Source organism: Thiocapsa rosea (genome assembly GCF_003634315.1).
GTDB classification, from domain to species: Bacteria; Pseudomonadota; Gammaproteobacteria; order Chromatiales; family Chromatiaceae; genus Thiocapsa; species Thiocapsa rosea.
The window spans coordinates 1,443,122-1,455,434 of sequence record NZ_RBXL01000001.1; the positions used below are offsets into that span (position 1 = coordinate 1,443,122).

The 12,313-nt window shown below is 62.0% G+C and carries 12 protein-coding genes; 10 read left to right on the top strand and 2 right to left on the bottom strand.

Annotation, left to right across the window (positions count from 1 at the left end; all coding sequences use genetic code 11):
- The first annotated feature begins 123 nt into the window (after positions 1-123).
- The 3 genes from BDD21_RS06625 to BDD21_RS06635 all read left to right on the top strand — a co-directional run bounded on the left by BDD21_RS06625 (position 124) and on the right by BDD21_RS06635 (position 2,610).
- Entirely contained in the window at positions 124-477 is a 354-nt protein-coding gene (locus BDD21_RS06625) for a hypothetical protein (protein WP_120796483.1), read from the top strand.
- Positions 478-697: 220 nt separating this feature from the next.
- Complete coding sequence (locus BDD21_RS06630; protein ID WP_120796484.1) at positions 698-1,978, top strand: AAA family ATPase; 1,281 nt, start codon at positions 698-700, stop codon at positions 1,976-1,978.
- Positions 1,975-2,610, top strand: a complete 636-nt coding sequence (locus BDD21_RS06635) for a retron system putative HNH endonuclease (protein ID WP_120796485.1) — start codon at positions 1,975-1,977, stop codon at positions 2,608-2,610. The genes BDD21_RS06630 and BDD21_RS06635 overlap by 4 nt, the downstream gene beginning before the upstream one ends.
- 113 nt (positions 2,611-2,723) lie before the next feature.
- Here the strand turns inward: BDD21_RS06635 and BDD21_RS06645 are convergent, their stop codons facing one another.
- Positions 2,724-3,965 carry an IS4 family transposase gene (locus BDD21_RS06645; protein WP_120796486.1) on the bottom strand — a complete coding sequence of 414 codons (1,242 nt, stop codon included), beginning with the start codon at positions 3,963-3,965 and terminating at the stop codon, positions 2,724-2,726.
- Positions 3,966-4,767: 802 nt separating this feature from the next.
- On the opposite strand from BDD21_RS06645, the gene ltrA (BDD21_RS06650) reads away from it, so the two are divergent.
- The 6 genes from ltrA (BDD21_RS06650) (at position 4,768) to BDD21_RS06675 (ending at position 10,727) form a co-directional block, all read left to right on the top strand.
- Entirely contained in the window at positions 4,768-6,219 is a 1,452-nt protein-coding gene (ltrA, locus tag BDD21_RS06650; protein ID WP_120796487.1) for a group II intron reverse transcriptase/maturase, read from the top strand.
- A gap of 606 nt (positions 6,220-6,825) precedes the next feature.
- On the top strand, positions 6,826-8,136 hold the full coding sequence (gene ltrA / locus BDD21_RS06655; protein WP_170164696.1) for a group II intron reverse transcriptase/maturase: 1,311 nt from the start codon (positions 6,826-6,828) through the stop codon (positions 8,134-8,136).
- A gap of 756 nt (positions 8,137-8,892) precedes the next feature.
- The gene (locus BDD21_RS06660; RefSeq protein ID WP_120796488.1) at positions 8,893-9,147 is read left to right on the top strand and encodes a UPF0175 family protein; all 255 of its coding nucleotides are present in this window, start codon (positions 8,893-8,895) and stop codon (positions 9,145-9,147) included.
- An 8-nt stretch (positions 9,148-9,155) separates the two neighbouring features.
- Positions 9,156-9,482, top strand: coding sequence for a hypothetical protein (locus BDD21_RS29360; protein ID WP_484421900.1), 327 nt, complete (start codon positions 9,156-9,158; stop codon positions 9,480-9,482).
- Positions 9,365-9,622 (top strand): PIN domain-containing protein, encoded by a 258-nt coding sequence (locus tag BDD21_RS29365; protein ID WP_484421905.1) that lies wholly within the window; start codon positions 9,365-9,367, stop codon positions 9,620-9,622. The genes BDD21_RS29360 and BDD21_RS29365 overlap by 118 nt, the downstream gene beginning before the upstream one ends.
- Before the next feature lie 307 nt (positions 9,623-9,929).
- Positions 9,930-10,727 carry a PP2C family protein-serine/threonine phosphatase gene (locus tag BDD21_RS06675; RefSeq protein WP_120796491.1) on the top strand — a complete coding sequence of 266 codons (798 nt, stop codon included), beginning with the start codon at positions 9,930-9,932 and terminating at the stop codon, positions 10,725-10,727.
- 54 nt (positions 10,728-10,781) lie between these two features.
- On the opposite strand, the gene BDD21_RS06680 is transcribed toward BDD21_RS06675, so the two are convergent.
- A complete protein-coding gene (locus tag BDD21_RS06680; protein ID WP_120796492.1) occupies positions 10,782-11,774 on the bottom strand; it encodes a hypothetical protein in 993 nt (330 codons plus the stop codon).
- A gap of 127 nt (positions 11,775-11,901) precedes the next feature.
- Here BDD21_RS06680 and BDD21_RS06685 point away from each other — a divergent pair, with 127 nt between their 5' ends.
- Entirely contained in the window at positions 11,902-12,228 is a 327-nt protein-coding gene (locus BDD21_RS06685) for a hypothetical protein (RefSeq protein ID WP_120796493.1), read from the top strand.
- Positions 12,229-12,313 lie beyond the last annotated feature (85 nt).

A 12,313-nucleotide genomic window follows, 5' to 3' on the forward strand; every position in this document is an offset into this window, starting at 1 on the left:
CGGAGATCGATTGGTGGCCAGGCTTCCGAAACAGGCCGCTACAACTTGACGTCCCCCTTGGCTGGCCCGAATACTCCGGACAGCCATTCGAGAAAGCCTGTTCTTTAAACGGAGTAAGGCGACATGCAACTGACCCTGCAAATACCGGACGACCTTGCGGCAGCGCTCACGCCCCGCAAGGAGGGCCTTCCGCGCATTCTAAGCCTTGGTTTGCGCGAGCTCGACGCCGAAGGCGCTGCCGGATTCTCTGGATTGGCGGACGTCATGGAGTTTCTCGCCAGCCTGCCCACACCGGAGCAGATCATGGCGCTCCGCACAAGCCAAGCGCTCCAGGCCCAGATCGACACGCTTCTCGAGCGCAGCCGCGAAGGCGACCTATCGGACGACGAGGATCGGCAATGGCGAAACTACCAGTACATCGAGCATCTGGTTCGTAAGTCCAAGATTCGAGCCGCAGAACGGCTCCGGCAGGCGTGAGCCGACCATTCATTCCAGCTCGCTTGCGCCGCGTGTTCCTTGAACTCGGCGGTGTACTCTTGCTTCGGAATTTTCTGCATCATCGTCTCCAGTGTGACAGACAGTCTACGTCACCTTTGGAAGACTAAATTTCGGGGGAACCTCAGTTCAATCGCGCAGTCGCCGGATCGGATGCATCGGAGTCGATCCACTGGGTAAGTGATGCATAGGAGTCATCCCGTTGTACATCGAGCAATTGAAACTCGAGAGATTTCGCGGAGCGCAGAATCTGTTGCTTGATTTCGATGAGCGGCTGAACGTCTTTGTTGGCGTGAATGGCGCCGGCAAGTCGAGCGTACTGGATGCCGTAGCGCTCTTGCTGTCGTGGCTTGTCAATCGGATCAAGTCTTCAAGTGGGTCGGGGCGACCCATCAAGGAAATGGACATCAAGACCGGCGAGCCTTCGGCGAATCTCTGGCTCAAGATTGTCGTCCAAGAAAAGCCGTATATTTGGAACCTGGCCAAGGTGCGGTCTGGACATCGGAAACAGGAACCGGCGTCGATTTTGATCCTTGCTACGGAGGCCGCGAAGCGCATCCAGAACGAAATCACGGACCGAAAGGAGCAGGTCAATCTGCCCTTGATTGCCTACTACCCAGTGAATCGCGCGGTTGTCGATATCCCGCTGCGGATTCGCACAAAGCATCATTTCGGCCTCTTGGACACCTACGATGAGTCCTTGACGAGCGGCGCCAACTTTCGAACCTTTTTCGAGTGGTTCCGGGAGAGAGAGGACTTGGAGAACGAGGCGAGGCGGGATCAGCAGTCCTTGTTCTCCGACAACTCCGCGGTTAGGTTTCCGGATCCACAGCTCGAAGCCGTGCGGACCGCGCTATCCCGGTTCATGCCGGATTTCAGGAATCTGAGCGTGCGGCGGAATCCGCTGCGAATGGAAGTAGACAAGAACGGCGAACGGCTGACCGTCAATCAGCTATCCGATGGCGAGAAATGCCTAATGGCTATGATCGGCGACTTGGCGCGCCGAATGGCCATCGCCAATCCCGTTCGTGACAACTCGCTCGACGGCGAAGGCGTCGTTTTGATTGACGAGATCGATCTGCACCTCCACCCCAAATGGCAGCGCATGCTGATCCCGAAGCTGACGGAGACCTTTCCGAACTGCCAGTTTCTGATCTCGACCCACTCGCCTCATGTGATCACCCATGTCCGGCCCGAGAATCTGTTCCTCCTGGCGATGGGAGAGCACGGCCTGACGGCGTTACGTGCAGAGGAGTCCTACGGGAAGACCGTCGAGCGGGTGCTGGAGGATCTGATGGGACTGGAGACGACACGCCCCGACGAGGTCAAAGACGCACTTCGCGCGATCTATGAGCAGATCGACACTGGAGACCTGGGCCGTGCCAACCAGGAGATTGCCAAATTGGGGCGGCAGATCGGCAACGACCCGGAACTGTCCAAGGCCGGGGTGCTCATCAAGCGCAAGGAGTTGATCGGCAAGTGAAGCACATTCAAAAAGGAGCGGAGCCGCAGGAGCTTACGGCTTGGAAGGCGATGGCCAATACGAATTGGCAACCCACCTACGGAGTGCTGTCCGGCTCACCCAAGGATGCCTTGAAGCAGGCGTTGGTGGCGGAGCAAGGGGGCATCTGCTGCTACTGCGAGCGTCGGCTGACCTCGGACGACTCCCACATCGAGCACTTCAGGCCCCAGCATGACCCGGCGGTCGATCCGCTGGATTTCGACAATCTGCTGTGCTCCTGCCAGAGTCGGATCAAGAAGGGTGAGCCGCGACACTGCGGCAACCGGAAGGACAAGTGGTTCGATCCGAATCTGCTGATCTCGCCGCTGGATCATGGTTGCGAAGCTCGGTTCCGGTTCACCGGAGACGGCGAGATCAGACCAGCGTCGGATGGCGACAAGGCCGCCTCGACAACCATCACCAAGCTCGGACTGGACATCCCGAAGCTCAACGCCCTTCGAGCCAACGCGATTGAGCCCTTTTTGGATAGCGACTTGTCACAGGACGAGATCAGCACATTCGTATCCGGCTATTTACAGCGAGACGTATTCGGGCACTTTGGCGAATTCTGGACCACCATCCGCTACCTTTTCGGGGAGCTCGTGACTGAATGAATCCGTGGGTCATGGGCGGCATCGAGGATGGCAAGGTGTCGTACGAGCACATCCACTGGGATCAGGCAAGTGTGCTGGTGCAGATCCGCCTGCCAATGCCATTAATTTAAGCCCTAGCGGCAGCGCTTGTAGTTGGGATGGAAGCGTTTTGGCTTCGTGGACTTGATGTTACGCGGGAACGACCGATCGGGCCGGATCGCCTCCACCTCCAGTGCCATGGCACAGAGGAGCCGTTCAAGGAGGCCGGGCGGTGGCTCCAAAGAGAGCAGGCGCACGACGTTGTCCTTCATTTTCGACAGTGCATTGGCGAAGTTGACCTGATAGCCGCGTCGGCGCTCCTGATACAGGCGCGTGGTCATCCATTGCGCCACCCACACCAGGATCGCCGTGAGGTTGAGCGTCAAGATCTTGGCGAGGACGTCCTGCTTGAGTGCGTGCACCGTGCGCCCGGAGAAGTTCTCCACCTCGACCCGGGATTTTTCCGTTTTGTACCCCTCCTCGATGCCCCAGCGCAGATGGTACAAGTGCTTGAACAGCGGCGTGGGGAATGCCTCCTCGTCGAGCAGCGAGGTGATCAGGAACTCCTCCTCCCCGCTCTTCAGGTGCACCCGAATCAGGCGCAGCCGCAGCGCCTCGGTCGGCAAGCCAAAGGCTTGGCATTGGCGACGCGCTTCATCGCAGGGCGTCAGCTCAATCACGGCGCTGCGCGCGCCACCGGCGGCAAACGCCTCCACCTCGGTGCAGAAGGCGCGCGGCACACGGACACAGAAGTGGCGTTGCTCGACGGCGTGGGAGGCAAACAGCCAGAACGCCGGATAGCCGCGATCGTAGAGCAGCAGATCATCGACCCGGGTCGCCGGCAGATACTCGCCGGCCAGAATGCGCTCGCCGACGCTCAACGGCTCGATGTCCGCCGCCACGATGACACGATTGAGGACGTCGTAGAGCCGCGAGAAACGCGCCTGCGGCGTGACCTCTCCGGTTTGCCCGAACGCCTCCACGATCGCCGGTTCCTTGGGCAACAGAAACGTCGACCCGTCCACCGCCAGCAGCCGAAAACCATGCCAGCGGCGCATCGGCAGCGTACGCATCGCCTCGTTCACCAGCACATCACTGAGTTCGCTGAACGCCTCGGGACGCAGCTTGGCGCGGGCTTGGGTCAGAGCCGACTTGGAGACACTGTCGGCCAGCGGTTGCTCGCACACGACCTCGAAGAAGCGATCCAATTCGTCCTGGTTGGCACCTTTGCGTAAGTTCAGCAAAAACCTCACCAGTTGCGGCAGCGGCAGCTTACGATCGCGCGTGAACGCTTTCTCCCCGACCCGGTGGCGCTCCATGAAGTCCGACGATGCCAAAGTATTGCTTATAGCCCTATAGATAGAAGAAAATCCCCGTTATGTGTGCGATTTCAGTGGGGGTGAAGTCAGTCGCCTTGGGTTTGAGTACCATTTGGGTGCCCTCGCATCGGGTTGTGAATACAGAACTATTCTAACATTGTCAGAGGGTTATGATTCAAAAAACGCTAACTTAACGACATTCGTGCGACACGATGTCGCATGTGTATTTATCAAGGAGATCAAAGAGATCCGGCGTTCTGCCGCCGGTACCCTACCGGGCCGTGCGTCGGGGGTAACCCCGAGGTGCGAAGCGTCCGGGACACGGTAGCCTCCGTCGATCAGACGGGCGACCAAACCGCGAGGGGAGGTCGCGACTGCCAGCCTCGAGGCGGTCGGGAGCCGGGGTTGAAGGGCAAGGCTAACTCAGGTGAATCGCTGTTGAGCCGTCGTTACTAAGAACATGCCAAAGAGGCTGACCAGGCATGGACCAAAAGGTGGGCAGTCAGGTCGGGGCTTCCAATGTTGGCCCCGCGCAGATGTCGCGCTGCCGGCGGAGAGGCGGAGCCTAACCCCTTCGGGAATGGTACACATGCGAAACGTGGTAAGCCCGATCGCTCCCACAAGGACGGTGGACAGCGGCCCGCAAGGGTCGACCCGCGGGCGAGCGGGTAAAGGATGCCGGAGAAAGCGAATGCCGATCCGTAATGGGTCGGATAGGGGTTCAAGCTTTGCCCTACCCCGAAAGGGGGCAGACTTCCGGCGGGTCTTGACTCACGAAACACGCCTGCGACAGGCTCAACCCGACGGGTTTCTTTAGACGATGATTGCCCTCGGCATCATTGAAGGCCCTCGGGATGGGACGGCGCCCTGGTTTGCCATCGACTGGTCCAGGATACGTCGTCTCGTCGGCCGACTCCAAGCGCGAATCGTGAAGGCGGTCAGAGCCGGCAAGTGGCACCGCGTGCGGTCGCTGCAACGCCTGCTCGCCAACTCGCTCGCCGCCAAACTCTTGGCGGTGCAGCGGGTGAGTTCCAATCGGGGCAAGAACACGCCGGGGGTCGATGGTGCGCTGTTGAATACCCCCGCGCGCAAGTGGCGACAAGCCCATCGGTTGAATGCAAGGGACTACCGGCCAAAACCGCTTAGACGGATCTACATCCCCAAGAAAAACGGAAAACGCCGCCCGCTCGGCATTCCGGTGCACGCCGACAGGGCCGAACAGGCCCTGGAGTTGCTGGCGCTGGATCCGGTGTCGGAAACCCTGGCCGACCCGTGCTCCTATGGCTTTCGCAAGGCGCGCGGGGCGCATGATGCGATCGCCGGGTGTTTTCTCGCACTGTGTCGACGCAACTGCGCCGAATGGATTCTGGAAGGGGATATCCGGGCCTGTTTCGATGAATTGTCACATCCGTGGCTCCTCGAACATGTCCCGACGAACCAAGGGAAGCTGCGGGGCTGGCTCAAGGCCGGTTTCATGGAACGCGGGGTCTTCCGTCCTACGACGCAAGGCACTCCGCAAGGGGGGATCCTCTCCCCGACGGCGGCCAATATGGCCCTCGACGGGCTGGAGCAGCGCCTGCGTGCGCGGTTCCACCCCCGTGACAAGGTCAACCTGGTCCGCTATGCGGATGACTTCATCATCACCGGCGCGTCCTTGGCGCTGCTGGCCGATGAGGTCAAACCCCTGGTGCAGCAGTTCCTCATGGAGCGAGGCCTGGAGCTGTCCGAAGCGAAAACCCGGATCGTGCATATCGACGACGGGTTCGACTTCCTCGGCTTCAATCTGCGCAAGTATCATGGAAAACTGCTCATCACACCGGCCAAACCCAGTATCGCCGCGGTTAAGGAAAAGGTCCGGACCCTCCTCGAAGCGGGCGGCAGCCTGTCGCAGGATGTGTTGATCCGGCGCCTCAATCCCGTCATTCGGGGATGGGGTTTCTACTACCGCCATGTCGTGAGCAAGGAGACCTTCAGCGACATCGATCACGCGATCTGGTGCATGACATGGAATTGGGCCAAACGACGACATCCCCAAAAAGGCCGCAAGTGGCTCAAGGATCGCTATTATGCCCACAAGGACGGCCGAGACTGGGTGTTCACGGACGGATCGGTCACGCTCTTTCGGATGGCGAGTATCCCGATTCGACGCCATGTGAAGATCCGCGGCGACGCCAACCCCTACGACCCGCAACAGGCCGACTATTTCGTCGAGCGTCGCGGGCGTCAGCGGGGACGGCTACCCGTGCAGGCTCCTGCATGGCTCGTCGCGTGACGCGTCTTAGCCGAACCCCCGTTGATCGCCGGGTGCTTCACGGTGCCTTTTCAAGGCTTGAGCCGTGTGCGGTGAAAGTCGCAAGCACGGTTGTGTGTCCAGCGAAGGCTGGCGTGTTCAGCAGGAGACAGTCCTGCCGGGGTAACAGTCAGGAGCCCCGTAGCTTGGATCGCAGGGTGGCGGGAGACCAAGACTCTGAAGCCGATCGACAGCACCTTCCTTGGGGAGGTGGCGAGTCACCAGGCCGTAACAACAGTGAACGCAATGATGGCCTCGACAATGCGTAGCTCCGAAGGCCGAGCCTGCAACCGTGGGGCGAAGGCAGCATGGCGGGTCGAAATCTGACCGAGACGATCCGACCACTTCGGCGGGGTGAGTAGCGACGGCATGGTGGCAAGGGCACGCTAAGCAACTGGAGAAGCCCGTCTCGCCCCGGGGCGAAATCCCCGGAGCAAGGTAGGTCTTATAACCGGCGACACCGGGAAGTGGACCGAAGGCGAGCGGGTGGCGGATGGGCGCGTAGTAGCGCTGAAGCGGGGTAATGTCCGTGGAGCGAAGGCGCCCTACTGTTGGCAATCCTTGAACAAGATGGGAGGCAGGGGCGAGATGACAACGACGCCCATCGATCTGCAAGACCTGAGGAAGAGGATCTACATCAAGGCGAAGGCTGAACCGGCCTGGCGCTTCTGGGGACTCTACGTCCACGTGTGCAAAGAGGAGACCCTGCACGCGGCCTATGCGATGGCGAAAGCGAACAACGGTGCCCCCGGCAGTGACGGGGTGACGTTCGCGGCCATCGAGGCGGCTGGCGTGGAGGCGTTTCTGAAAGGCATCCGGGATGAGCTGGTCATCGGAACCTACCGACCGCAACCGAATCGCCGCCGGGAGATTCCCAAGGGAGACGGGCGCATGCGCGTCCTGGGGATTCCCTGCATTCGCGATCGCGTGGTCCAGGGGGCGCTCAAGCTGATTCTGGAGCCGATCTTCGAGGCTGACTTCCAGGATGGAAGCTATGGATACCGACCCAAGCGCACGGCGCATCAAGCCGTGCAGCGCGTGGCCGAGGCCATTGTGAGCAACAAGACCTATGTGATTGATGTGGACCTGGCGTCTTACTTCGACACGGTTCGTCACGATCTCCTCTTGGGGAAGGTGGCGGAGCGGGTCCGCGATGATCAGGTCTTGGGCTTGCTCAAGCGTATCCTCAAGGCCAGTGGCAAGCGGGGCGTTCCGCAAGGCGGTGTGATCTCACCCCTGCTCAGTAACCTCTACCTCAACGAGGTCGACCGGATGCTGGAGCGGGCCAAGGAGGTCACCCGCAACGGACGCTATACCTATATCGAGTATGCCCGTTATGCCGATGACCTGGTGATCTTGGTCGATGGGTATCGCCGGTGGAACTGGCTCAAGGACGCGGCCTGGCGACGCTTGGTCGAGGAGTTGGCCAAGCTCGATGTGCAACTCAATCAAGACAAGACACGACGGCTGGACCTGAGCCGGGGAGGGGCATTCAGCTTCCTGGGCTTTGACTTCCGCCGGGCCAAGACTCGGCGCGGGGTCTGGGGCGCGCGTTACACGCCACGGATGAAGGCGCGTACCGCGATCCTACAACGCCTCAAGGACGTGTTCCGCCGCTACCGCTCGCAGCCGATCGATCGGGTGATCGCCTTGATCAATCCGATCCTCAGGGGGTGGGTAGGCTACTTTCGGGTGGGGCACTCCAGTCGCTGTTTCGGGTATGTCCAAGATTGGGTGGAGAAGAAGATTCGGCGCCATCTGATGCGCGCGCGGCAGCGTCAGGGCTTTGGCTGGAAGAGGTGGAGTAGGACGTGGCTATACGAGGTGCTCGGGCTCTACGACGGGTACCGAATCGGGCTGCGTAAGCCGAAAGCGCTCCCAGTGCAAGCGGTCTCATAACCCTGGATGTGAAGTCGGCAGGAAAGCCCGGTGCCGGAAAACGGCACGCCGGGTTTGACGTGGCGGGGGCTGGAAACGTGATCATGGGAGCCGGACTGAGGGCCAGCGCGAAAGCGCTGGAGGATCCACCGGACCCTAACCTCGGCGCGCCAGTTCTCGACCCTACCTTAGGGGGCGGGGTGACCGTAAGGTCACCCTGCTACCCGACATCCGCCTGCTCGATCCGGCGAACATGCCGGTGGTCGGCGCCGGGGCGGTGGCGAAGCTGAGAAATCCCGCTTGTCGGCTCCCTTTTTCGGCGAGCGCTGACGGCGTGACCTTGGCAAAGTGGGCCGGCCGACGCTTAATCCGGGGTCTTCAGATCCGTTATTCCCGGTTTAAGCGAATTAGATGTCCCTGCTGCATTGTCAGTCGCGCAGTGTGCTGGTTCGAGCGCGTAGTCGGCGGATCGGCTGTATCAAGGTCGGTTCACTGGGCAAGTGATTTCAAGACCCCTGTGCCCGCGATTCTGACCGAAGCGGAGTCTCGCGAATTCCTCGACTCGAATTGCAGGCTGGGTGCCAACACGGACTCGCGCGGCAAAGCATCGGGCGGACTACTCCGATTTCCAGAATCTGCGCGGCAACCGGCTCGCCGCGATCCTGTCCTACCATGAGGAGATCACTGCGACCAATCGGCATTGGGACGCTCATCGGGCACGTTGGAGCGACTGGCCATCGGCGCCGAACACGGTCGCGGATGATACGGAGGTTGACGATGACACAACTGACCCTGGACACGCCCAAGGAAGTCTTTGCGACCCTGCGTAAAGACCCCGAGGAGTTTACGCGCGAGTTGCGGATTGCTGCCGCGGTCAAATGGTATGAGCTGGAGTTCGTCTCGCAAGGCCGCGCGGCGGAAATCGCGGGGGTGACACGGGCCGAGTTCATCACGGCACTCGGTCGATACAAGGTCAGCCCATTCCAGTACACCGCCGATGAGGTCTTGGCGGAGCTACAATATGCCGATTGATACGAGTCGTGTTCAATGCATCGCCCTTGATCACCCTGTTGCGGACGGGACTTAACCCGGTGCTTACGAAACTGTTTTCGGAGTTGTCGGTTCCCGAGGCAGTGTGGAACGAGGGGGTTAGCCGAATCTACGACGATCCGGCAACGCGCGGTCGACCGGAGTCAGTCTGGGCACCGAAGACAGCGCCCACGGCCGACCCGGCCGTTGCCGTATGGGCTTGGGTGCAGGTGAAACCGCCGTGCTCTCCTTATCCTTGCACAGCTCGGGTTTCGGGGCCATCGTCGATGACCGCGCGGCAAGGCGATGCGCTCGCGTTCCGGGAGTGCGAACAATGAGTACATCTGGCATCGTCGTGCTTGCCAAGCGCAAAGGTTTGATCGCGTCGGTGGAAGATGCGTTCCGACAGCTGCAAGGCGCGGGATTGTGGCTCTGCGAGGATCTGATCGTGGCCCTCGTGGCCGAATCGGACCGCTGACTTCTGCCGGGTGTGCGGGGGACGGGGTGGGGCGGGTGCGGGGGTCGGACTTTTGCTGAGGCAAAAGTCAAGACCCGACCCCGCCCCCCCGCCGCGACCCCGACCCCCGCCGACCCCCGCCCGTCGTTCAATTTCGCCGCCTGGGCGTTGGCGCATATTCCGGACGACGGGAATCGGGCCTGGGATGAAAGGATTTTGCCGTGACGATCGGTCTGCGGATCGTTGCTGCCGCAACATCGCGGTCGATCGTGCGCGTGGCCCCGCTTGAAAAGTCGCCTCTCAGTTGCGGCCCACCGGAGATCTGCAGTTGAGCCACGGTATCGAGCTCGCGTTTGCGCAACACCGTGGCCTGCTCGCCCGCGATCAGCAAGATGCGCTCTTGGTCGCGGGTGCTGTGAGTCAATCTCCCGATCTTCGCACGCGCCCGGTCATCTCCGAGAGCCAGGACGGACTCTGCGCCGTCTCCGACGGCGTCGCGATCAGCCCCTGCCCGCAGCGTGCAAGCCGCGCCGTGCTCGAGGCCCTGTGCGAAATCGGCCCGCAGCATGACGGGTTACTGCAAGACGGCTGGATCGGGCCGCGGCTGATTCGCAGGCACGTCCATCCCGCGTTGTGCCGAGCGCTCGCCGGGGATCGCCGCACCCGCGGGTCGGCTTGCACCTTGGCGCTGCTGCAATGGCGCGCGGGGCGGTTCAGCGTGCTCAACGTCGGGGATTCGCGGGTGTATCGCATCGACCGCGCGGGTCGCTGGCAGCAGTTGTCGCGGGATCACACCTATTTTAACTCCATGGTCGAGCGCGGGGAGGTCGCCGCGGACCAGTCCGTCGGTCAGCTCTATCAGGATCTCGAGCACATGCTCATCGCCGACGAGGCCGAGGAGGACTTCGCGATTCATTGGCGGCTGGGCGATTGGGCGCCGGGGGACACCCTTCTGGTCTGCACGGACGGTTTGCACGACACGCTGGGGCAGCAGGCGTTGGAGGCGCTCTATCGTGCGGAGCGTCCACCGGAGGAGCAGGCCGCCGTCTATCTCGATGCGGTCTTGGATGCGGGTGCGCCCGACAATGTGTCTTTGATTCTGGGACGAATCGCGGGGCCAGTCTAAAACCGTCCAGGAACGACATCGAACAGCGCATGTCGCGCCCGGCGCGGCTCCATCTCAATCCCCCACGACCGTCAAGCTCAGCAGGCGCTCCCCGTGACCTCGCTTCGGATTCGGAAACGGCGTCAACAACAGATCCGCGTTCGGAGGGAGCCGCTCGGTCAGCAGGGTGTTCAGAATGTCCCATTCGTCGATCGTGATCGTCAGGTCGGTATGGAGCCAGCCCAGGGCGCCGCGGCTGCGGGTCGACACCAGGTCGGCGCAGACTTCGGCGATGGCGGCGATGCGCTCCTCGGGGCGCGTCCAGCGCACCGCCGTGGTCCGGGCGAATGGTCCCGAGGCGAGGATGGTGCGCACATCGACCGGGTCGCAGCAGATCATCGCCGGTTGGAAGAAGGGCAGACCGGGCAGCATGGCCTCGATCAGCGCAGCCGTATCCAGATCGCCGCACGCCCTGCCGATCTCGATGACCGGGCCATCCAGGGTTGCGCGCCAATCGGGATCGAGACCCTCGGCCGGCGTGTCGAGGACGACCGCCGCGCGCAGATAGACCTCGGATGCAGCCAGGTGTCGGGTCCAGATCGGCGCATCGCGTCGCGCCTGATCATCCGAGGGGTCGATCAGCAGCAGGGTGCTGGCGCATCGGTCCAGGCGCAATGCCAACGCTTCGGCCGCCTGACCACTTTGCATCGAACCGGTGCGGTACAAACCGCAATCCGCGGGGATCGCGATCCGCTCGGGAAGGCGGTCCAGGATACGTTCCGCCGCGGGTCCAAGGGCGATCACCAAGGGGTGAAGGTGGGTGTCCCAGTCATCGAGGAGGTCGCGCGCGGCGCGGCTTTGATCGATGCCGTCGGTGAGCAACCCGGCGAGACCGGGAGACTGTTGCGCTTGGGCTGCCGCCGCAAGGAGGCTCGGCAGGCGGTCGAAGACCGGGGTCAGCGGTTGGGCCCTCGCCGCACGACCGACGGCCTCGGCGAGTGTCCAATGGCTGGTCAGCCCGAGCGCACCGGCGGCGCTCATCGCGTGGATGAAGGTTCTGCGTTTCATTGCGGAGTGGGTGTCGCGAGCAGTTGTAGGTTTTGGTCCCGAGTATGATCCGGGATTTTACGACAGGTCGTGTCGCATCCCTGCGGCATCGTCCGACGTTTCGACACCACGACACAGGAGTGCATCCATGACCTTCATCGCGACCATCAGATGCTCGCTCCTCGGCGCTGTTCTGATCCCGCTCGCCGCATCGGCAGATTCGGCGTTGCCCGTGCAGCCGATCGCCAAGTCGGGCACCTGTCCGAGCGGCTACAGCACCAGCGGCGCCTACTGCAAGCCCGGCGCGAAGGCCCGTGCGGCGTTGGAGAAACGCGGATCGTGCCCGAGCGGCTATTCAACCAGCGGTGCCTATTGTTTGGCGGGGACTCAGGCGCGGCCGGCGGTGCCGAAGATCGGCGCCGGGTGCCCGTCGGGTTGGTCGAGCAGCGGGGATTATTGCCTGCGCAATCGTTGATCGGAGGATGGCGGGGTTCGCAAAGCTGTCGCAAGCTGACACGTCAGAACGAAAACCAACGAGCGCCAAAGGATGGGTGGCAGCT